This window comes from Streptomyces sp. NPDC050164, from assembly GCF_044459945.1.
GTDB classification, from domain to species: Bacteria; Actinomycetota; Actinomycetes; order Streptomycetales; family Streptomycetaceae; genus Streptomyces; species Streptomyces coeruleorubidus_A.
In genome coordinates this window covers 54,052-75,183 of the sequence record NZ_JBITJK010000038.1, presented here as the reverse complement: position 1 = coordinate 75,183, position 21,132 = coordinate 54,052, and the positions used below count along the sequence as shown (strand labels likewise).

The window sequence follows — 21,132 nt, the reverse complement described above, 5'->3', positions numbered from 1 at the left end:
AAAAGGAAGTCAGAGGAGTTCCATGGGACGCAACACAAGAAAACGCCGGACGCCGCTGGCCACCAAGGCCGTAGCCGCATCGGCGGCCCTAGCGCTCGGTGGGGGCGGGCTGATCTGGGCAAACTTCTATGCCTCGGCGCATGAGGAGAACTCGGCGAACCAGACGAAGGCCGCGGGCGCGCAGATCGCCACGATCCAGTGCCCGGACGTCGGACAGCAGCTCACCGACGTGCCGGAGGGTGCGCGCCAGGGGGTGGACAAGGAGCTGGCGAACCTCGACAAGCAGATCAGCGAGGCCTACGCCCGGCTCGCCTCCACGCGTCAGGCCCAGGCCGGTGACTCGGGCTTCGTCAACAACGCCATCCTCGGCCCGCTGAAGTCCAAGCGGACCGCTGCCATCGACCGGATCGGCATCAACATCCGGCGAGTGGGTGGCCAGGCCCCGGACAACCTCGCCGAGATGGCCGAGTGCAAGGGCATGGCCGCCGACGCAAACACCAACGACGGCAACGCCGGGGGTGGTCAGAACAACGACGGTCAGGACCAGGGCCAGAACAACGACGGTCAGGACCAGGGCCAGAACGACGGCGGTCAGGACCAGGGCGGTGACAACGGTCAGGACCAGGGTCAGGGCGGCAATGGCGGTCAGGCCGACAACGGCCCCGTGGCCGACGACTTCATCAACATCGAGGACGTCCAGCCCAACTCCCGCAACCTGCCGAACGGTCTCGCCGCGAACGGCGACGGCGGTTCCACGGGCTCGTTCACCACGAACTGCGGCACCAACGAGAACGAGAACCGCAACTCGGACAACGTGATCGTGGCGCCCGGTGTCAGCAACGGTGCGCAGCACGCGCACGACTACGTCGGCAACCAGGACAACGACGCGTTCACCAGCGACGAGCAGTTCCTCCAGGCCGACACCAGCTGCCAGAACCAGGGCGACAAGTCGACGTACTACTGGCCGGTCCTCCGTATCCAGGACGGTCAGAACGAAGTCGACGCTAACGCCCCCGGTGGCGGTCAGGACGGCAACGTCGGCACGATCCAGCAGGTCGCCGAGGCCGAGCTGAAGTTCGTCGGCAACAAGAAGAGCGACGTTGTCGCGATGCCGACGGCCCTGCGCATCATCACCGGTGACGCCAAGGCCTTCACCAACGGCCTCAAGAACGCCAACACCTCCTGGAGCTGCACCGGCTTCGAGGACCGGCAGGTGACGGACAAGTACCCGATCTGCCCCGAGGGCAGCTCCGTGGTGCGGACGTCCAACTTCCAGAGTTGCTGGGACGGTCAGAACATCGACAGCGCCAACCACCGCGACCACGTAGCCTTCGTCCAGGCTGACGGCAGCTGCCCCCAGGGGTTCCAGGCGATCCCCCAGCTGCAGGCCAAGCTGGTCTACGACGTCCCGGCCCCGCAGATCGAGAACGGGCAGGTGCAGAACGCGTACGCGCTCGACGGCTTCCCGGAGCAGCTGCACAAGCCGATCACCGACCACAACGACTTCATCAACTTCTTCGACGAGAACGTGATGAACCAGATGGTCCAGTGCATCAACAACGGCGAGGACTGCCAGTAGTCCGCACGTAAGTGAAAGCCGGCGGTGGGATTTCCCACCGCCGGCTTTCGCTTGCCCGGGCCGCGCGGTCAGCCGTGGTGGCTGCCACTCTTGTGACCGCCGCTGTTGTGACTACCACCGGGATTCATGTGCTCGGAGCCTTCCTCCATGGTTCCGCCGAGGCTGCCCCGGAGCGCCATGACCGTCTTCTCCTCCCCGACGGCGACCCACTTGCGGCCGACCAGGTAGTAGCCGCCGTAGTCCTTCGCCTCGTTCAGCCACTCGCGCTGTCCGCGGTCGGTGGCGAAGGTCGCGAGGACGTATTTCTCCTTGCCCTTCTTGCACAGGGCCTGGCGGATGGTGTCGGCGTCGGTCTGCATGTTCGGCTTGCACTCGGCCTCGGCCGCGATGTGCTCCAGGCTGCCGGTCACCGTCTCCGGCACGGCCGCCTCGCCCTTGCCGCCGGATCCGCAGCCGGTCAGCGCCAGTATCGCCACCGCGCCGCTCAGCGCGAGCTTCGGTCGGGTCACCCTCATCTGTTCCTCCGGTCCTTGTCACGGCACGGTCCGGACGCATGCCGCACGGAGCCCCGGCAAGAGGCTCTCGCCTTCGATACGGCTGTGGCGGGCGCAGCGCTCAAATTCGGGAGCCACTACAGGCACATCCGTGCGAGTCTGTCCCGGTGAATCAGGACTGGGAAGATCGCGTAGCCGCCTTGTGGGACCGGTTCGACGACTACGCCGAAACCGAGGAGGACGAGGCCCGCTTCCGCGCCGACGTCGACGCCCTCGTCGCCGAGCTGCCGCAGGGCAGCCCGCTCGGGCCGTTCGAGCGAGCCTGCGCCTGGGACTGCACGGGCCACTCGGACAAGGCGGTCCCGCTCTACAGGGAGGCACTCGACCTCGGCCTCGTCGGCGTCAGCCCCTACAAGGCCCGCCGCACGAAGATCCAGCTGGCCAGTTCACTGCGGAACATCGGGCAGGCGGCCGAGGGCGTCAAACTGCTCGAAGCGGAACTGGACGCGCCGTCCGACGAGCTGGACGATCCCGTGCGGTTCTTCCTCGCCCTGTGCCTGTCGAGCCTCGGCAGGGACCGGGAGGCGCTGTCCCTCGCCCTGGGCACGCTGGCGCCTCATATGGCCCGTTACCAACGCTCGGCGGCGTACTACGCCCAGGCGCTCGTGGAGCCCGGGGAGCAGCCGGGGGCCTGACCCCCATGGTCAGGTGACCATCCCCCGATTCGCTCGTTCTGCTGAACGTGCAGCCACAGGATGTCGCCCAGCGCCCCGCTCCCCCCTCCCCCGCCGGTCCGGTCGTCGATGTCGAGCGGGCCGAGGCCGCGCTCGTCGAGCACTATCCGCGGCTCGTGCGGCTCGCCTATCTGGTGCTGCCGCCGGGCCTGGGCCGCAGCAGGCGCGTTCTGACCGCGCACGCCCTCGCCCAGCGCGCACTCCCCCGCAACCGCACCCCGGCGCCGGTGATCCCGGCCCAGTCGACCGGCCGTGACGGCGACCCGGGCTACACGCTGGTCCGTCTCCAGGTGCTGCGTACGGCGCTGGAGGCGGGGCTGCCGCTGAAGCGCAAGGCATGGCCGAAGCGGTCCCAGCTGCCGCCGGCGCTGCCGCAGGTGTGGGGGCTGAAGCTGTTCCCGCGCTCCGGCGGCGCCGACGAACTCGCCCTGGACCAGCGGCTGTCCACCCTGTCAGGACCGGCCCGGGCCGCGTACGCGCTGCGCGGTCTGGAGCGGCTGACGGACGACGGCGTGCGCGAGGTGCTCACGGCTGCGGATGTCGCCGACGCGGACGGTGCGCTGCTGGAGGCCGACGGGGTCCCCGCGCAGTACGGGCTGCTCGACTCCCCCGAGTTCGACCCCTGCTCGCTCCAGGCCCGGCCCACCGACCTGATGCGGCGCCGTCAGCACCTGAAGGCCGCGCTGGCCGCCGGGGCGGCCCTGCTGGTGTGCGGGGCGCTGCTGGGGCTGCCCGGCGAGGGCTGGGGTCCCGACGGCGCCGCCGCGCCGCCGTACGCGCGCAACCCGGCCGCCCAGGCCGCCCTGGACCCGGCGAAGCTGACCAGGGTCCCTCCCACCGCGTGGCGCGGCTCGGCGCGCACCGACTTCTCGGTGTGGCCGGCCCGCGGCGATCTCACCGGCGACTCGGCCCTGCTGCGCCGCGCCCTGGCCGTCTGGGCCCGCCCGGGCGAGACGGTCGGTGTGTCCGCGACGCCCGGCACCGCGTCCGGCGGCCCGGCCGGACCGCCCCAGCTGCTGTACGCGGGGACGGTCGACGCGGCGCGCGTGGTGATCCTCTACGACGGTCTGCGCATCGTCCGGTACGCCGAGCCGAAGGAGGGCACGCAGGGCGCCGCCCTCGACTTCGCCCGGGTCGACGGCGCGGGCCGGGCCGAGGCGGGGGCGGTGGTCCTGGGCCGGGCCGACGGCAACGTCCGCTATCTGACCGCCCCTTGGGTGAAGAAGGCGGGCGAGCGGGATTTGACGAAGCCGGGCTCCGGCGCGATGGACCTGGCCCTCACCGACGGTGTGACCGCGCCGCTGGCCAGCCCGGTCCTGCGGGCCGGCGCGTGCACGTCGTGGAACGTGCTGCAACTGACCGACGGCACGAGAACGCGGCTGCTGACCGACCTCGGAGAAATGGTCCCGGCCCGGCTCACCGCCGGACGGCCCGGATCCCCGGGCGAGGCGTCCGGCGCCGAGGCGCTGCGCACCTGGGGGCCGTTCGCCTGCTCGCTGGGCACGGTGCGCTCCGCGGGCGTGCGGAGCGTCAACGCCTGGGCGTTCAACGAGCAGCCGCTGCCGGACGCGAGCGGTTCGGCCGCGTGGGTGTGCACCCGGGCCGAGACCTGGCGGGGCGGCGGGGCGCGGGTGCTGGCCCAGTTCCACACGCCGGGCGGGACGTACGGGGCGGTGGCGGCGAAGGCCGAGAACGTCCCGGCGTGCGGGGCGCGCGAGCCGCACGTGCTGGCCGGAGTGCTGTGGAAGTCGGAGGCGGGCGACTGGTATCTGCTGGCCGCCGGCAGCCGGGAGACCGCGTCGGTCCGGGCGACGGGCGGGGTCGGCGGGTCGTCGCAGACCAGTTTGCTGACCGTGCCGGCCGAGCAGGGGGCGCGGGCCGAGCTGAAGGGGACACTGCGGGACGGGCGTTCGATCGGCGGGCTGCGCTGAGCGGCGGCTGAGGCGTCCGCCCGGCGCACCCGGGTGAGCACCCCCGACCGATCCCCGACCGATCCGATCCGTTCAAGGCCGGAATCGATCGGTAAGGTGTTCGTATGACTACCGGGGTTCGCCGCAGATTGGGAGTCGAGGAGCGGCGGCAGCAGTTGATCGGCGTCGCCCTCGAACTGTTCAGCCGCCGCTCGCCCGACGAGGTCTCCATCGACGAGATAGCGTCCGCCGCGGGCATTTCACGCCCGTTGGTCTACCACTACTTCCCCGGCAAACTCAGCCTGTACGAGGCCGCGTTGAAGCGGGCCTCGGACGATCTCGCGGCCCGTTTCGTGGAGCCGCACGAGGGGCCGCTGGGGGCGCGGCTGCTGCGTGTGATGCACCGCTTCTTCGACTTCGTGGACGAGCACGGCCCCGGTTTCTCCGCCCTCATGCGCGGCGGTCCGGCGGTCGGCTCCTCGACGACCAACGCGCTCATCGACTCCGTACGGCAGGCCGCGTATGTCCAGATCCTTTCGCACCTGGGCGTGACCGATCCGCCCGCGCGGCTGGAACTGGTCGTGCGGTCCTGGATCTCGCTCGCCGAGTCGACGGCCCTGATCTGGCTGGACGGGCGGCGCATCCCGCGGGCCGAGCTGGAGATCCAGCTCGTCCACGACTTCGCCGCGCTCACCGCCGTCAGCGCCGCCCAGGACGCGGAGATGGGCGCCCTGATGCGCCGCATCGCCCAGGAGGAACCGGCCGACGGCCCGTTCGCCGACCTGGCCGGCCGCCTGCTGGCGCTGGCGACCTGAGACCGCTCAGCTTTCGAACTTCCGGTAGGACGCGTCCAGTTCGCGCACCTCGGCGGAGGCGTGCAGCACGCGTCCCTCGGTGGCCTTCAGGTAGGTGCGCAGCAGTTCCAGCGTTGCCTCGGTGAGCCGGGCCTTGGTCTCCTCGGTGCGGCCGGGGAGCAGCGCGATGTGGACGTGCACATGGGCGTGCGCCTCGGTCTCGGGGCCGACCACGACGTCCTCGGTCCGGCGGAAGCGGGTCTTGCACGCCGGCGGCTTGGCGGCCGCGATCTCGACGGTCGCCTCGTGCAGCGCCTTCGCGAACCCGGGCCGGTCGAAGTCGTCCGCGAGGTCGGCGGAATAGTCGACGGTGATCTGCGGCATGAGCACTCCTGTTCTGGGCGGCAACGGGCTCACCCTAACCGCAGGGCCAGCATCGCGATGTCGTCCTCCCGGTCGTGGCCGAAGCAGCCGAGCAGCACGTCGCAGAGGGGGTCGAGGCCGGCCGGGGCGTCGGCGGCGGCCGTGCGGAGCTGTTCCAGGGAGGTCTCCAGGGGAGTGCCGCGGGTCTCGATGAGGCCGTCGGTGACCATGAGGAGGCGGTCGGTGGGGGCCAGGTGCCACTCGGTCGGCGCGGGCCGTTCCAGGCCCAGCCCGAGCAGCGGACCGCACGCGTCGACGTAGTCGGCGCCGCCCCCGTCGCGCAGGATCAGCGGCGGGATGTGCCCGGCGTTGGCGATCCGCACCCGCCCGCTGCCGGGATCGACCAGGGCCAGGCACACGGTGGCCGTGACGTCGGGGTGGTACTGCTGGAGCATCCGGTCGAGCCGCTCGGCCAGGACCACCGGGTCGCTCTCGGTCACGCAGTAGGCGCGCAGCGCGTGCCGGATCTCGACCATGACGGTGGCCGCGTCCAGTGAGTGTCCGACGACGTCCCCGACGGCGGTGAGCACGCCCTCGCCGGTGCGCAGGGCGGCGTAGAAGTCGCCGCCGATCTCGGTCTGCCGGGAGGCGGGCACATAGCGGACGACGATGTCGACGCCGGGCAGATGCGGCAGCTTGTGCGGCTGGGGCAGGAAACTGTGCTGGAGGGTGAGGGCGACGTGCCGCTCCACCCGGTACAGCAGCAGCGGCTCGGCGGCGAGCGCGCAGGCCTGGGCGAGGCGGGCGAGCAGTCCGTCGGCCGCGGGGTCGATGATCGCGGCGCGCCGCACCGGCGTGGCGAGGCAGACCGCCGTCCGGCCGTCCTGGGTGGTCGCCACGGTCAGGCGGGCGTCCTCCTCGACGCCCGGCCGGAACATCCCGGCCGGCCACAGCGGCGCGGGGACGACGGTGCTGTTGACGCCCGTGCGGCCCTCCGCGAGCCGGGTGACCAGCCGTGCCGCCGCCTGGTGCGCGCCGCTGTCCGCGGGCGCGGGGCGGCACCGGGCCGTGCCCCGGTACGGCTCGCCGTCCGGGCCGATCACGAACACCACGGCGGGCGAGGCAGCGAGGCGTGCGGCGCCTTCGGCGGCAGCGGCGGCGAGTTCCCGCGGGCAGCGCGCGGCCTGCACGGTGACGATGGCCTCGGACAGCAGCGTCAGACGGTGGACGGCGGTCTCGGCGCCCGCGCTGCGGCGGGCCCCGCGCACGGCGGCCCGTACGACGGCCTGGATCTCCTGCGGCTCGGCGGGCACGGTCAGATAGGCGTCGCCGCCCGCGTCCAGTCCCCGGCAACGGTCGCCGGGCGCGGTCGCGGCGGCGGAGAAGTGCACGACGGGCAGCGCTGCCATGGGCGGCCGGGCCCGGACCCGGCGGCACAGTTCGAAGCCGCTCATGTCCGGCAGCCCCACGTCGACGAGGGCCACGTCGGGCAGGGTGCCGCCCCGCAGCCGGGCGTCGAGTTCGACGAGCGCCTCGCCGCCGCTGGCGACCGGCACGACCTGGTGGCCGGCCCGGCTCAGCACCGCGCCCATGGCGTACCGGCTGGCCGCGACGTCGTCCACGACCAGCACGGTGGTGCCGGGGTTGTGCTGCGTGCCGTTGCCGTTCATCTCGTTCAGCCTCTGGGGGCGTACGTGGGTGGGGCAGACCGTCGGTCGCGGCCTGCCCCACCCAACGTAGTGCGGCTATCCGGCGGCCCGGGTGAAGACGGCGACCGTGCGCCCCGGAACGGCGAACGTGCCCGATTCCGCCGCGTAGGAGGACGACTTGACGGTAGAGTCCGCCCCCGCCGCCTGCACCGGGTGCAGCCGGTAGCCCTCTCCGGCGAGTGCGGGGACGCGCTGTTCGCGCCGCTCGGGCGTGGCGTTGAAGACGACCACGAGGTCACCGAGCCGCATGGTGATCACACCGGGTGTCTCGTCCTTGCCGGACAGCGGGAAGGAGAGCCGGGACTGCACCTGCTCGGCGGTGCCGAGGGAGAAGTCCCGCTCGGTGGTACGGATCCGCAGCAGGTCGCGGTAGGCCGCCGAGGCGCCCTCGATCTGCTCGCAGCCCACCTTGACCTTGCTCAACAGGGGCTTGGCGTAAGGCCACTTGTCGGCGTTGTCGGCCGCCATGGGCAGTCCGCGGCCGAAGCCGTTGCCGTCGGCGCAGTTCCAGTGGACGGCGTTGAACCAGTCGCCGCTGTCGTAGGAGTTGCGGTCCAGGGACTTGGAGCGCATTAGGTCGGTGCCCGCCTGCGAGAGGGCCGGGCCCTGGGACAGGGTGGCCGTCGCCATGGCGAGGACCTGCATACGGGCCCGGTCGGAGGCACTCGTCGTGGCGGGCAGCTTGAAGGCGAGCGCGTCGAACAGGGACTCGTTGTCGTGCGCGTCGGCGTAGGCGAGGGCGTCGCCGGGGGCGTCCGCGTAACCGGCGGGTGAGCCGTTGTAGTCGACCTCGGAGCCCTTGACCTCGTTGCCGCCGGTGTCGGTGAACCGGTAGCCGGCGAGGGTGCCGGACAGCCCGACCTTGATCAGGTCCTGGTAGTGCAGCAGGCGGGCCTTCTGCTCGGCCGGAGTGCCGTTGTTCTCCGAGGAGTTGGGTTCGGTGTAGAGGCCGGAGGCGAAGCCCTGCACGCCGGGGTCCTCGTCGAAGGGGCCGCCGCCGCGCACGGCGTCCCGGGCCCGGTCGGAGAAGGTGGCGATGCCGGTGCCGGCCATGTTCTTCTGGGTGGCCTGGACGAACCGGGCGTCGTCGGCGACCTCGCCGAAGTTCCAGCCCTCCCCGTACAGGATGATCTTCTTGCCGTCGACGCCGTCCCGCTCCGGGGTGAGCGCGTCGAGGGCCCCCCGGACCGCGAGGATGTTGGTCTTCGGGTGGTGGCCCATGAGGTCGAAGCGGAAGCCGTCGACCTTGTACTGCTTGGCCCAGGTGACGATCGAGTCGACGACCAGCTTGCCCATCATGGCGTTCTCGGTGGCGGTGTTGGCGCAGCAGGTGCTGTTCGCGACCGAGCCGTCGGCGAGGAGCCGCTGGTAGTAGCCCGGGACGATCCGGTCGAGGACGCTCGTCTCCGCCTGACCGCTCGCCGCGGTGTGGTTGTAGACGACGTCCATGACGACCCGCAGGCCGTCGTCGTTGAGGGCCTTGACCATCTCGCGGAACTCGAACGTGCGGGCCGTGCCGTCCGGGTCAGTGGCGTAGGAGCCCTCGGGGACCGTGTAGTGGTACGGGTCGTAGCCCCAGTTGTAGGCGTCCATCGCGGCGATCTTCCCGACGCACTCCTGCTGCTTGTCGGAGTCGGCCGGGTAGGAGGCCAGGTCACAGTCGACGCTCGCCTGGTCGGCCTTGCGCTCCGGGATGGTGGCGATGTCGAAGGCGGGCAGGAGATGGACGTACGAGGTGCCCGCCTTCGCCAGCTCGCGCAGGTGCTTGGAGCCGTCGCTCGCCTTGTCGGTGAAGGCGAGGTAGGTGCCGGGGTGCTTCGCCGTGCGGTCCTCGACGGAGAAGTCCCGGATGTGCAGCTCCTGGATCTGGGCGTCCATCAGCGGCACGGCCATGGGCTTGGCGTACGAGGACCAGCCGCTCGGCGCGAGGGTCTCGTCGTCCAGGTCGACGACGAGGCTGCGCTCGGAGTCCGCGGTGAGCGCGACCGAGTAGGGGTCGGTGACCTTGTTGGTGACGATCTTGCGGACGCTGGGCGCCCAGACCCTCACGACGTACCGGTAGGGCTTGTCCTTCCAGGACTTGGGGCCGGTGGCGGACCAGACGCCGGTGGTGTCGTCGCGTTGCATCGGCACGGTGGAGTCGCCGATCTCCAATGCCACGGACTGCGCGGTCGGTGCCCACACGGACAGGGTGGGACGGCCCCGGGAGAACGTCGGCCCCAGGTCGCTCTTCGTGGCGTCGTACAGGTCGTCGAGCACGCCGGCGATCTGCACACCGGTCGCCGCGAGGACGGCCCCGTTCGCGGCCCGCTGTGTGGCGACCACCTGCCCGCGCAGGGCCTCGCGGACCCGGTCGCGGTCGCGCGGGTCGACGGACCAGGCGGCGTAGTCCCTCAAGTGCGGGAATCTCGCCTTCTGGGCATCGGTGAGGGTGGTCTCCGACAGGCGCAGCCACCTCTCGTCGTCGCTGGTCAGCGCGCCGTCCTTCACCGCGATCGAGCCGTCCCGGCTGTACAGCAGCTGGGTGGAGGCGGCGGCCTCGGAGCCGTTCCAGGCGAGGGTGTTCCGGTCGATCCAGACCGCCTTGGACGTGGTCAGGTCGAGCGCGGCCGAGGTGCCGGCCGGCTGCGGGAGCAGGTACTTCTCCTGGCCGCTCAACAGCCACACCTCGTGGCCGCTCGCCCGGAGGTCGAGCGACTGGTCGGCGGGCAGGTCCTTCTCGTCGCCCTTGTGGATGATGTAGCTGAGGCTGGTGGCACCGTCGCTGAGCGGTACCTCGAAGACCGCACCATACGTATCAGTCTTGACCGGCTTCAGGGGATTCGACCACTCGGTGGGGTGCGCGGCGCCCGTCCAGACGTGCAGGCCCCAGCCGTCGTAGTTCCCGTCGGCGCGGTGATAGTGCAGCACGGCCTTGGTCCTGTCGGGCGCCGGGTGGTCCGGGCGCTCGGTGGTGACGGTCTCCTTGCCCTGCTCGATCCAGACCTCGCCGGTCCTGGTGACGTCGATCGCGCGGTCGGTGGCGACGTCCTTGTCGCCGTCCTTGTCGATGACGAGGAAGCCGACGGTCGAGGCGCCGGGCTTGAGCCCCACGTAGGCGAAGGCGCCGTAGGCGTCACGGCCGGTGAAGGGGTGGCTGTCGGGCCATTGTGTGGCCTCGCCGTCGGCGAGGTCGCCCCAGGCGTACAGGCCCCAGTCGGCGTAGTTCCCGTCGGCGCGCTTGTAGTGGACGATCGCGTAGTCGCGGGAGGAGGCGCCGGGCGGCTGCTCGGCGGGCGGGGTGCCGGTGGTGGAGGCGGCCAGGGCGCTCGCGGTGCGGCCGGCCGAGTCGATCACGACGGCCTTGTAGCGCAGGGCGGTGCCGGGCGGTACGTCCTCGGCGATGGTCTGGGTGACCTGGTACGGGGCGTGGTCGGCGGAGCCGAGGGTCTGCCACTTGCCGTTGCCGACCTGGGCGGCGAAGACGACACGGTTGAGCCGGCCGCCGTCGACATCGGCGGAGAGCTCCACGGTGCCGGTGGCGCCGGTCGCCGGGGCCTTGAGGGTGATCGTCGGCTCGGTGGCGGGCGCGGCGAGCCTGCCGGACGCCTTGAGGACGATCGCCGAGCCGGGCGGGACGGTGACGGTGAGCTTCCTGTCGCCGTCGCTCCTCAGGGAGGCGTCGGTGCCGTGGATGCCCTTGAAGGTCATGCCGGCCGAACCGGTGGCGAACGTGGCCGTCTTCGCCTCGTCCGCGTTGTTGACGGCGACGACGTACTCGATGCCGCTCCTCGCGTCGGTGCGGGAGAAGGCGTACACGCCCGGGCCGTCGGCCGCGTACCGCTGCTGCTGGACGCCGTCGGCCAGCGCGGGGTGAGCCTTGCGGAGCCCCGCGAGAGCACTGATCTGGCGGTAGAGCGGTGCTCTCGTGTCGTAGGCGTCCTCGGCGTGGGTGCGGTCGGTGCCGATCCGGTCGTCGTCGAGGTAGTCGGCGGTGCGGGAAGCGAACATGCTCTGCCGGGCGTCCTTGTCGCCGCCCGCGCCGGCGAAGCCCTGCTCGTCGCCGTAGTAGACGACGGGGTTGCCGCGGCTGAGGAACATCAGCTCGTTGGCGAGCTCGTCCTTCTTCAGCAGCTCGGCGTCGGTGGCCTTCGGGTCGTCCTGCTTCAGGAAGTACCCGATCCGGCCCATGTCGTGGTTGCCGAGGAAAGTGACCTGCTCGTACGCGTTCGCCTTGTCGGTCGTGTACTTGTAGTCGTCGCCGAAGACGCCCGCGAGCTTCTGCGCGCTGCCGCCCTGGGAGACGTACTGGCGGGCCGCCTCCTGGAAGGGGAAGTCGAGCGTGGCGTCGAGGCGGCCCTGGGTGACGTACGGGGAGGTGACGTCCGTGTCGGCCGAGTAGACCTCGCCGAACATGAAGAAGTCGTCGCGGCCCTGCCTGGCGGCGTACGCGTCCAGGGCGGTGGCCCACTGCGTCCAGAACTCCGTGTTGACGTGCTTCACGGTGTCGATCCGGAAGCCGTCGATGTCGAAGTCCCGCACCCAGCGCTGGTAGATCCTCGCCATGCCCCGCACGACCTCGGGCCGCTCGGTCCACAGGTCGTCGAGGCCGGAGAAGTCGCCGTGCGCGGAGCTCTCACCGGCGAAGGTGGAGTCGCCGCGGTTGTGGTACATCGTCGGGTCGTTGAGCCAGGACGGGACCTTGGTGTTCCCGGTCGCCTTGGGCGTGCGCGGGAAGGAGCCGCCGCCGACCTCGGGGAAGTCCCGCCGCCCGTCCGCGTAGTCGGCGTCGTCGAAGGGCTCGCCGTCCTTGGTCAGGTACGGGAAGGCGCCCTTGGAGAGGTAGTCGTACGACTTCTCCTCATAGTCGACGACATCCGCCGTGTGGTTGGTGATGACGTCGAAGAAGACCTTCATGCCCTTGGCGTGCGCCTTGTCGATGAGGTTCTCGAGGTCCTCGTTGTTGCCGAAGTGCGGGTCGACCTGGGTGAAGTCGGTGATCCAGTAGCCGTGGTAACCGGCGGATGCGTTCGCCCCGGTGCCCTGTACGGGCTGGTTCTTGAAGATCGGGGCCATCCAGAGGGCGGTGGTGCCCAGGTCCTTGATGTAGTCGAGCTTCCTGGTCAGGCCCTTGAGGTCGCCGCCCTGGTAGAAGCCCTTGTCGGTGGGGTCGTAGCCGGTGGACAGGCGTGAACCGGTCAGCCCTCCCTTGTCGTTGCGCGGGTCGCCATTGGCGAAGCGGTCCGGCAGGACGAAGTAGAACTGCTCGCGGGTGGCGTCGTGGCGGGCGGGCTCGGCGGCGAGCTTCGCGTCGGACGGGGGCGCCGGCGGGGTGGCCGCCCCGGCGGCGAGAGGCTGGACGAGTGCTGCGGCCAGCGCGGTGGCGGTGACCGCAGCGACCCGTCCGGCACGGGAGGTTCGGCGCCTGGACGGCACCGGCCATCTCGGTATCACTGACGTGGACTCCTAGCGATTACGGCTCTCTCGGGTCCGACCCCGCGCGACCGTATCGCCGCCGAAACGCTTACAGCAAGAGTCCTGAAACCGTTGGAAAGAACTTTCAACAAGGGGAGTTGGTCTGCGTCAGCAGGCCCAGCCGCCACGGAAGGGTGCTGTAGGGGCCGCTCGCCGCGGGGTCCATGCCCTGGTACAGGTACTGGAGCCGGCACGGATTGATGGTGAGGGACTGGTCGTTGAGATGGCGGACCATCTCGCCGTGGCTGATGTCCCTGGTCCAGGCGGTGCCGCCGAAGGTGACGTTGTTCGAGCGCGCGAAGGGGTTGGACTCGGTGTCGGCCAGCGGCTTCCAGGTGCCCGCGATGCTGTTCGACGTCCAGGACCGGAAGTACCGCTTGCCGTCGCTGCCGATGGCCTCGTTGAGCAGCAGATAGGTGTTCGAGTCCTTGATCTTGTAGACGTTGGCGGCCTCCCACAGGCGGTACTTGTTGGAGTCCTGCAGCGCGATGACGGTGTTGGTGAAGCCGTTCGGGTAGCTGGCCCGCGAGGTCTCCGAGCGGTAGAGGTGGCCGTTGTCGTCGGAGGAGAACAGGTAGCACTTGGCGCTGTCGCAGACGACCCAGAAGTCGACCCAGTGGCCGCTGCCGATGTTGTCCCTGACGATCTGCGGCATGCCGTTGGCGTAGAACTTCTTCGGCGCGGTCCACGACCTGGGGTTGCCGATGTCCGCCGTGGTCGAGTACGCCGCGTTGTCGCCGGTCTGGTAGACGAGGTACCACAGCTTCCGCGGCGCGAAGTAGAACACCTGCGGCGCGGCCTTGTACCCGGCGCCGATCGCCGTCTGGTCCAGGTAGTGGTGCTGCGCGGAGGCGGCCTGCTGCCAGCTGGCGAAGTTCAGGTACACCATGCTGTAGGTGCCCTTGGTGGTCGTGGTGCTGGCGAACACGTGCCAGCGGCCGTTGTGGTACACGACCGAGGGGTCCTTGATCGCGCTGAGCTGGTGAGTGGCGTCCGACTTCGGGGAGATGAGCACCCCGGTGGAGTTCCACTTGAAGCTGCTCGGCAGGGCTGTAGCCGCGTCCGACGACGCCGAGGTCGGCGGCACCAGGGCGCCGAGCAGCAGGGCCAGCCCGCCGACCAGGACTCCCAGACGTCTTGTCAGGCGCATCGTGTCTCCTATCGCTGGAGGGTGTAGGTGACGAGCGAGCGGGCCGGAACCGTGGTTTTCAGCGAGCCCCCGGCGACCGGAACGGCCGGCTGCCGGGCGGTGCTGTGGGAGCCGTTGGTCAGATACGGGGTCGCCGTCCCGGTGGTGAACCCGATGTTCTTGAAGCTGAACGACACCGGGGTGGCACTGCCGGCCGCGTTGAGCGCCACGACCGTCACGGATCCGTCGGTGTTGCGGAACGCCGAGAGCCTGAGATTGCCATCGGACGTGGTGGCGCCGATGCGGGTGGCCCCGGGCCGGATGAAGCGGCTGTAGTTGGCCAGCGCCCACAGGCGCTTGGAGACGTGGTAGTTCGCGCCGTCCATCCGGATCAGGCCACGGGTGGCGCCGGTCGAGGCGCCGTACCAGTACACGTAGCCGCTGGTGTTGCCCTTGGTGAGGGCGTCGTGGACGGCGGAGGCGACGGTGAAGCCGTCGTAGCCGCTGCCGTCGTCCCAGGCCTCGTTCCAGGTGGTGCCGCCCGGCGACCACTCCGACATCCAGGTCCGCTTCTGCGTCGGCAGGGGGCCGTCGACCGGACTGGCGTAGGTGTGGCCGGCGTGGGTGTCGACGAAGCCGCGGGCCGTCGCGTCGGCCTCGATCGCCCTGGTGTAGTTCTTCTGCTGGTTCCAGCCGAAGGAGTCGCAGCAGACGACCTTGTATCCGCCCGCCCTCGCGACCGGCCCGAAGACCTTGGTGAACTCGGCCGCCTGCGCGGGAGTGAGCCGCATGGAGTCGTACGTGGCGGTGTAGTCGGGTTCGTTGACGAACCCGAGGTCGGTGACGCGGATGCCTTCCTGGGCATAGAACTTGGCGTACTGCACCAGGTAGTCGGCGTACGCCCGGCGCCAGTCGCCGCTCGCGCAGGTGGCACCGGCGAGGCCGCACAGGGTGCCGCCGTTCGCGTCGGTGCCGTTCGTCTTCATATAGCCGGGGGCGCTCCAGGCGTCGGCGTAGAAGCGGTTCACTCCGTACGCCTTGGCCTGCTGGGCGAGCCACACCTGGCCCTTGTCGTCGCGGTCCCAGACGTACTTGGGAGTCGCGTTCGGTCCGCCGGGGTCGGTCGGCTGGATGCCCGAGTCGATGCCGAGCCGCAGGATGCTCAGGCCGACGCCCGTGGTCCTGCTGAACAGCAGGTCGAGGATCTCGCGTTGGCGCTGGGCGGGCAGGCCCTGCGAGCCTCGCATGATCTCGGCCCGGCCGAAGTGCTCGGATATGCCGAAGCCGTCGATGGACTGGTGCCGGGTCGAGCCGTTGACGGTGGCCGAAGCGGCCACCTCGGTGGGTGAGGTCCCGGCGGTGACTCCGGCGGTCGTCAGCAGCACCGCGAGGGAGGTGACCGTCCACGTTCTGAGTCTGCGCAGCGTGATCCGTCCGGTCATGGGAGCGCTCCCAGTGGTATGCGATCGCCCCTCGGGGTTTCCGAGGGGCGAGTGTTCGGGATGTTGAACAGCGTTCAGGGAGTTGCCATTGAGGAGGGAACGTAGGACAGCGTTCCGGAAGCGTCAATCCCTCACGCACCGCATCAAGGCGCTCGCACTCAGCAGTTCGGCCTGCCCGCGTGGAGGGCGAGAGCCGTGTTCGCGCCGAGGGTGGCGGCGAACTGGCCGCCTGCGTTCACCGTCACCGTCGTGTTGTTCTGCACGTCGCAGTAGATCCCGCCCGGCAGCGACGTCTGGTAGGTCCGGGTCAGGGAGCCCGACTCGTGGTTGATGGCCACGAAGCCCTTACCGCCCCGGCCGAAGGCGATGGCGTCGCCGCCGTTGTCCCACCAGTTGGTGACCGGCTCACCGCGGGTGGCGTTGCGGAAGCCGACCATCGCCTTGATCTCGGGCCAGTTGTGCTGGCACTTCCAGCCGTCCTGCCAGCAGGCGTTGACCGTGCCGCCGTTCGGCGAGCCGGCGTCGTGGTCGGTGAACTCGTAGCCGGAGTTGATGTCGGGGGCGCCGTAGGGCCAGGCGAGCATGAAGACGTTGGCCAGGGTGTAGGTGGCGCCGTCCTTGTGGTTCAGGGTGGAGCCGTTGCGCTCGGTGTCGTGGTTGTCGACGAAGACGCCGGAGACGCCGCTGTTCATGTAACCCCAGCCCTCGCCGTAGTTCTTCAGATGGGCGAGGTTCTCGTTGTTGAAGACCCGCTTGAGGTCGTAGGCGTAGCGGAACTCCTGGACGTCGCCGTTGCCCGTGTACTCGGTGGGCTGGACGGCCTCTCCGCTGCCGTAGATGACCTCCTGCTTCCAGTACACCGACGGATTGCTCAGCCGCGACTTGATGTTCGCGAGGTCGGCTGCGTCCATGTGCTTGGCCGCGTCGATGCGGAAGCCGTCGACGCCGAGGGAGAGCAGGTCGTTCATGTACCCGGCGATCGCCCCGCGGACGTAGTTCTCGCCGGTGTCGAGGTCGGCGAGGTCGACCAGTTCGCAGCGCTGGACGTTCCAGCGGTCCTGGTAGTTGCCGATCCGGGAGGTGCAGTCGTCGAAGTCGTACGAGGAGTACAGGCCGGGGTAGTCGTACTTGGTGTACGACGAGCCGCCGGTGCCGGTGCCGCTGCCCGCCGACATGTGGTTGATCACCGTGTCGACGACGACCTTCACACCGGCCGCGTGGCAGGTGTTCACCATGTTCTGGAAGGCCGCGCGGTCACCGAGCCGACCGGCGATCTTGTAGCTGACCGGCTGGTACGAGGTCCACCACTGCGGGCCCTGTATGTGCTCGGCGGGCGGGGAGACCTGGACGTAGCCGTATCCGGCGGGACCGAGCGTGTTGCCGCACTCGCGGGCGACGGAGGCGTACTTCCACTCGAAGAGGACGGCGGTGACGTCCTTGGTGCCAGGTGGGGAGGCCTGTGCACTGGTCGGGTTCATGACAATCGCAGCCGCGGCGAGCGCGACGGCGGTGGAGAGGTGTCTGCGCGCCATGTGGAGTTTCCTTCTTCTTTGAAGGTTCTTGCTGCAAGGTTCAGAAACCTTGCGGTGACGCAGATGCTAAAGGCCCGCCGCCCGAAAGGGCAGCGGGCCGTGCGAAATTCAACGGAAAATCAGGCGGTGACCGCGGTGGTCCACCACACCGTGCTGTCGGCCGGCACCTTGGCCTCGTCGTCGACCTGGACGATCTCCCCGCTCGCGACCAGCACCCGGCCGTACGCCGGCATCGCCACCGACTCGCCGGTGGTGTTCGCGACGCACACGAATTCCCCGCGCCGGAAGGCGAGCACGCCCTCGGGCGCCCGCAGCCACTCCACGGAGGTGCCGGCGCCGAGGTCTGGCTGCTCACGCCGCACGGCGAGCGCGGCCCGGTACAGCTCCAGGGTCGAGCCGGGCTCTCCGCTCTGCGCCTCGACGCTGAGCTCACCCCAGCCCTCCGGTTGCGGCAGCCAGCTGCCACCGTCGCCGAAGCCGTACGACGACCCGGTCGCGGTCCACGGGATCGGCACCCGGCACCCGTCGCGGAAGCCGTCCTGGCCCGCGCCCCGGAAGTACGCCGGGTCCTGGCGCACCTCGTCCGGCAGGTCCACGACGTCCGGAAGGCCCAGCTCCTCGCCCTGGTAGATGTAGGCCGAGCCGGGCAGCGCGAGCATCAGCAGGGTCGCGGCCCTGGCCCTGCGCAGCCCCAGTTCCCGGTCGCCGGCCAGGCGGATCTGGGTGCCGAGGCCGGGCGGGTTGGCGAACCGGGTGGCGTGCCGGGTCACGTCGTGGTTGGACAGGACCCAGGTGGCGGGGGCGCCGACCGGGCGCATGGCCTCCAGGGTGCGGTCGATGACCTCCCGCATCTCCGCGGCGTCCCAGTGGGTACTGAGGTACTGGAAGTTGAAGGCCTGGTGCAGTTCGTCCGGGCGGACGTAGTTCGCGGTCCGCTCGATGGTCGGCGTCCACGCCTCCGCGACGAAGATGCGCCCGCCCGTCTCCCACCACCGCCCTTCTGACGAAGACCCTTCGGGCCCTTTCCTTTCCGCGTACTCGTCGAGGATCAGCCGCCACTGGCGGTAGATCTCATGCACCCCGTCCTGGTCGAAGAACGGCATGACATCGTTGCCCAGCAGCTTCACCTGCTCATGGGATCCAAGGTCGGGCAGCCCTTCCGCCTTCACCAGGCCGTGGGCGACATCGATCCGGAAGCCGTCGACGCCCATGTCCAGCCAGAAGCGCAGGATGGAACGGAACTCGTCGCCGACCGCCGGATGCTCCCAGTTGAAGTCGGGCTGCTCGGGGGCGAACAGGTGCAGGTACCACTCACCGTCCGGGAGCTGTGTCCAGGCCGGGCCGCCGAAGATCGACTCCCAGTCGTTGGGCGGCAGTTCGCCGTTCTCCCCCTTGCCGGGGCGGAAGTGGTAGCGGTCCCGCAGCGGGGAGCCCGGGCCCTCCGCGACGGCCCGCTTGAACCACTCGTGCTGGTCGGAGGAGTGGTTGGGCACGAGGTCGACGATGATCCGCAGGCCCAGCTCGTGGGCGTCGCGGATCAGCGCGTCGGCGTCCAGGAGGTTGCCGAACATCGGGTCGACGGCCCGGTAGTCGGCGACGTCGTAGCCGGCGTCGGCCTGCGGCGAGGCGTAGAAGGGGCTGAGCCACACGGCGTCCACGCCGAGGTCGCGCAGGTACGGCAGACGGGTGCGGACACCTTCCAGGTCGCCCATGCCGTCGCCGTTGCTGTCGGCGAAGCTGCGCGGGTACACCTGGTAGATCACCGCGTCCCGCCACCAGTCGCGACGCTTGGCGACGGTGGCGACGGCCGATGCGGAAGTGGGGCTCGGGGCGGCTGAGTACTGCTGGCTCATGTCGTCCTTGATGCGTAACAGAGGTGTGGTCATGTGAGCGTTGGGTGGGTGACGAGGCGGCCGCGGCACAGCGGGGTCGGATGGGCACCGCGGCCGCCTCGGGCTTGTGCAGTGCGGTTCGGCGGCGCCCCGAGGGGCACCGGGTCACCCCTTCGTACCGCCGGCGGTGAGCCCGGTCACCAGGTTCTTCTGCACGAGGTAGAAGAACAGGGCAGCCGGTATCGCGATCAGCACAGCCGTGGCGGCCATGAGATTGCGCTGCGCGTCATGCTCGCTCACGAACGTCTGCAGACCGACGGCAAACGTGTACTTGTCGTCGCTCAGCAGGAACGTCGAAGCGAACGCGACCTCACCGAAGGCCGTGAGGAAGCTGTAGAACGCCGCGACCGCGAGGCCCGGCTTGGCCAGCGGCAGGATCAGCCGCGCGAACGTGCCGAAGGGGGTCAGCCCGTCGACGCGCCCGGCCTCGTCGATCTCGAACGGGATGGTGTCGAAATAGCCTTTCATCAGCCAGGCGCAGTACGGCACGATCGTGGTGCAGTTGACAAGGATGAGACCAAGGTAGCTGTCGATGAGCTGCAGATCCGAGAGGATCTGGTACATCGGCACGATCAGTACCGCGATCGGGAACATCTGGGTGACCAGCAGCACCCACATCAGCTTCCGGTAGCCGGGGAACCGCATGCGGGAGACCGCGTAGCCGGTGGACGCGGCGACGACGACGCCGATGAGCGTCGTGCCCAGCCCCACGATCAGTGTGCTCTTGAGCCAGTGGAAGAAGTTGGTGTCCTGCAGGACGAAGGCGTAGTTGTCGAGCGCCATCTTGCCCCAGATGCGCCCGGGGTGGAGGTAGTCGTCCTTGTCCGGGCCGAGGGACAGGAAGACCAGCCAGGCGATCGGGAAGAGCGCGGTCAGGCTCGCGCCGATCAGGACGGCGTGCGAGACGAGGGAGGTCGCGCGGCTGTGCTCGCCGCGGCGGCGGGCCGTGCGGGGTGCGTCGGCGGGTCGCCGCTCGGTGTCCGCGGTGGAGGTCTCGACGGTGGTCGTACTCATTTCGGACTCCTGCCTCAGATCGCGAGCTGCTGCTCGTTGCGGTTCAGCCAGCGGCGGTAGAAGGAGGTGAAGACGATCAGCATGGACAGGAGCAGGATTCCGTAGGCGGCGGACTGGGCGTAGTCGCGCGGCTGCTGTCCGAAGCCCAGCTGGTAGGCCCAGGTCACGAGGATCTGGGCGTCCGGGGCGGTGTTGCCGAACAGCAGGAAGATGATGGCGAACTGGTTGAAGGTCCAGATCACGCCCAGGAGCACGACCGTGGTGCTGACGGACCTCAGGCCGGGCAGGGTGACGTGCCGGAACCGCTGCCAGGCATTGGCCCCGTCCATCTCGGACGCCTCGTACAGGCTCGCGTCGATCGACTGCAGGCCGCCGAGCAGCGAGACCATCATGAACGGCACTCCGCACCAGGTGTTGACCATGATCGCGGCGAACCGCTGCCAGGAGGTGTCCTCCAGCCACGAGGGCGTCGGCAGGTGCAGGAAGTCCAGGCCGGAGTTGATGATGCCGCCGTCGGCGAGCATGAACCGCCAACCGAACACGGTGACGAAGGTCGGCACGGCCCAGGGCAGCACCAGGATCATCCGGTAGAGGGTGCGCCCGCGCAGCTTCTGGTTCAGCAGCAGGGCGAGGCCAAGACCGATGCCGTAGTGCAGGGTGACGCAGGCCGCCGTCCAGAAGACCGTCCACAGGACGTGCGACCAGAAGCGGTCGTACGCCGTCGGGCCCCACAGGATGTCGGCGTAGTTGTCCAGGCCGATGAACTTGTAGGTGGCGTCGATGTGGTTGACGCCGATCGTGCGGGCGGTGTTCAGGCTGGTGGCGTCGGTGAGGGTGAGATACAGGCCGTACGCCAGCGGGTACAGCACGAGGACGCCGAGGACGATCGCCACCGGGGCGATCATCGCGTAGGCGTACCAGTGTTTGTGGAAGCCGTTCTTCAGCCGCCGGCCCGGCCCGGGTCGCGGCTCCCGCTCACCGCGCCGCTTGCCGGTCGCTCGGTCGATGACGACTGTCATGGTTCGACACCTTCCGGAGGTTCAAGGAGGTCAAGGGAGCTGTCCAGGCCCGGGCGCGGGCGCGGGC

At 69.9% G+C, this 21,132-nt stretch carries 13 protein-coding genes and 1 pseudogene; 4 read left to right on the top strand and 10 right to left on the bottom strand.

What is annotated here, in order from left to right; genetic code table 11:
• Positions 1–22: 22 nt before the first annotated feature.
• Complete coding sequence (locus ACIBNA_RS35845) at positions 23–1,579, top strand: DUF1996 domain-containing protein (protein ID WP_399169366.1); 1,557 nt, start codon at positions 23–25, stop codon at positions 1,577–1,579.
• A 68-nt stretch (positions 1,580–1,647) separates the two neighbouring features.
• Here ACIBNA_RS35845 and ACIBNA_RS35840 read toward each other — a convergent pair whose 3' ends face one another.
• The gene (locus tag ACIBNA_RS35840; protein WP_399169365.1) at positions 1,648–2,094 is read right to left on the bottom strand and encodes a hypothetical protein; all 447 of its coding nucleotides are present in this window, start codon (positions 2,092–2,094) and stop codon (positions 1,648–1,650) included.
• 146 nt (positions 2,095–2,240) lie between these two features.
• On the opposite strand from ACIBNA_RS35840, the gene ACIBNA_RS35835 reads away from it, so the two are divergent.
• From ACIBNA_RS35835 to ACIBNA_RS35825, 3 genes are all read left to right on the top strand, one after another.
• Positions 2,241–2,768, top strand: coding sequence for a tetratricopeptide repeat protein (locus ACIBNA_RS35835; RefSeq protein WP_399169364.1), 528 nt, complete (start codon positions 2,241–2,243; stop codon positions 2,766–2,768).
• Positions 2,769–2,815: 47 nt separating this feature from the next.
• Positions 2,816–4,738, top strand: a complete 1,923-nt coding sequence (locus ACIBNA_RS35830) for a hypothetical protein (protein WP_399169363.1) — start codon at positions 2,816–2,818, stop codon at positions 4,736–4,738.
• Between the two features lie 104 nt (positions 4,739–4,842).
• Entirely contained in the window at positions 4,843–5,532 is a 690-nt protein-coding gene (locus ACIBNA_RS35825; protein WP_399169362.1) for a TetR/AcrR family transcriptional regulator, read from the top strand.
• 6 nt (positions 5,533–5,538) lie between these two features.
• Here the strand turns inward: ACIBNA_RS35825 and ACIBNA_RS35820 are convergent, their stop codons facing one another.
• The 9 genes and pseudogenes from ACIBNA_RS35820 to ACIBNA_RS35780 form a co-directional block, all read right to left on the bottom strand.
• The gene (locus tag ACIBNA_RS35820; RefSeq protein WP_399169361.1) at positions 5,539–5,895 is read right to left on the bottom strand and encodes a 5-carboxymethyl-2-hydroxymuconate Delta-isomerase; all 357 of its coding nucleotides are present in this window, start codon (positions 5,893–5,895) and stop codon (positions 5,539–5,541) included.
• Between the two features lie 29 nt (positions 5,896–5,924).
• On the bottom strand, positions 5,925–7,544 hold the full coding sequence (locus ACIBNA_RS35815) for a SpoIIE family protein phosphatase (RefSeq protein WP_399169360.1): 1,620 nt from the start codon (positions 7,542–7,544) through the stop codon (positions 5,925–5,927).
• 75 nt (positions 7,545–7,619) lie between these two features.
• Positions 7,620–13,016, bottom strand: a complete 5,397-nt coding sequence (gene pulA / locus ACIBNA_RS35810; RefSeq protein WP_399169359.1) for a pullulanase-type alpha-1,6-glucosidase — start codon at positions 13,014–13,016, stop codon at positions 7,620–7,622.
• Positions 13,017–13,122: 106 nt separating this feature from the next.
• A pseudogene (locus ACIBNA_RS35805) lies at positions 13,123–14,097 on the bottom strand (non-reducing end alpha-L-arabinofuranosidase family hydrolase); the annotation flags it as partial.
• 98 nt (positions 14,098–14,195) lie between these two features.
• Positions 14,196–15,608: a glycoside hydrolase family 30 beta sandwich domain-containing protein gene (locus tag ACIBNA_RS35800; protein ID WP_399169358.1), complete on the bottom strand. Its 1,413-nt coding sequence runs from the start codon at positions 15,606–15,608 to the stop codon at positions 14,196–14,198.
• Positions 15,609–15,766: 158 nt separating this feature from the next.
• Positions 15,767–17,140 carry an alpha-amylase family protein gene (locus ACIBNA_RS35795; protein WP_399169357.1) on the bottom strand — a complete coding sequence of 458 codons (1,374 nt, stop codon included), beginning with the start codon at positions 17,138–17,140 and terminating at the stop codon, positions 15,767–15,769.
• Between the two features lie 119 nt (positions 17,141–17,259).
• On the bottom strand, positions 17,260–18,993 hold the full coding sequence (locus ACIBNA_RS35790) for a glycoside hydrolase family 13 protein (protein WP_399169403.1): 1,734 nt from the start codon (positions 18,991–18,993) through the stop codon (positions 17,260–17,262).
• Between the two features lie 144 nt (positions 18,994–19,137).
• Positions 19,138–20,046: a sugar ABC transporter permease gene (locus tag ACIBNA_RS35785; RefSeq protein WP_399169356.1), complete on the bottom strand. Its 909-nt coding sequence runs from the start codon at positions 20,044–20,046 to the stop codon at positions 19,138–19,140.
• A gap of 14 nt (positions 20,047–20,060) precedes the next feature.
• Positions 20,061–21,065, bottom strand: coding sequence for a carbohydrate ABC transporter permease (locus tag ACIBNA_RS35780; protein ID WP_399169355.1), 1,005 nt, complete (start codon positions 21,063–21,065; stop codon positions 20,061–20,063).
• Positions 21,066–21,132 lie beyond the last annotated feature (67 nt).

Bases quoted from the DNA above. Each gene is read 5' to 3' on its own strand.
- ACIBNA_RS35845 (WP_399169366.1), top strand. From the start codon at position 23: ATGGGACGCAACACAAGAAAACGCCGGACGCCGCTGGCCACCAAGGCC.
- ACIBNA_RS35840 (WP_399169365.1), bottom strand. From the start codon at position 2,094: ATGAGGGTGACCCGACCGAAGCTCGCGCTGAGCGGCGCGGTGGCGATA.
- ACIBNA_RS35825 (WP_399169362.1), top strand. From the start codon at position 4,843: ATGACTACCGGGGTTCGCCGCAGATTGGGAGTCGAGGAGCGGCGGCAG.
- ACIBNA_RS35790 (WP_399169403.1), bottom strand. From the start codon at position 18,993: ATGAGCCAGCAGTACTCAGCCGCCCCGAGCCCCACTTCCGCATCGGCC.
- ACIBNA_RS35785 (WP_399169356.1), bottom strand. From the start codon at position 20,046: ATGAGTACGACCACCGTCGAGACCTCCACCGCGGACACCGAGCGGCGA.
- ACIBNA_RS35815 (WP_399169360.1), bottom strand. From the start codon at position 7,544: ATGAACGGCAACGGCACGCAGCACAACCCCGGCACCACCGTGCTGGTC.
- ACIBNA_RS35795 (WP_399169357.1), bottom strand. From the start codon at position 17,140: ATGGCGCGCAGACACCTCTCCACCGCCGTCGCGCTCGCCGCGGCTGCG.
- ACIBNA_RS35820 (WP_399169361.1), bottom strand. From the start codon at position 5,895: ATGCCGCAGATCACCGTCGACTATTCCGCCGACCTCGCGGACGACTTC.
- ACIBNA_RS35780 (WP_399169355.1), bottom strand. From the start codon at position 21,065: ATGACAGTCGTCATCGACCGAGCGACCGGCAAGCGGCGCGGTGAGCGG.
- ACIBNA_RS35800 (WP_399169358.1), bottom strand. From the start codon at position 15,608: ATGACCGGACGGATCACGCTGCGCAGACTCAGAACGTGGACGGTCACC.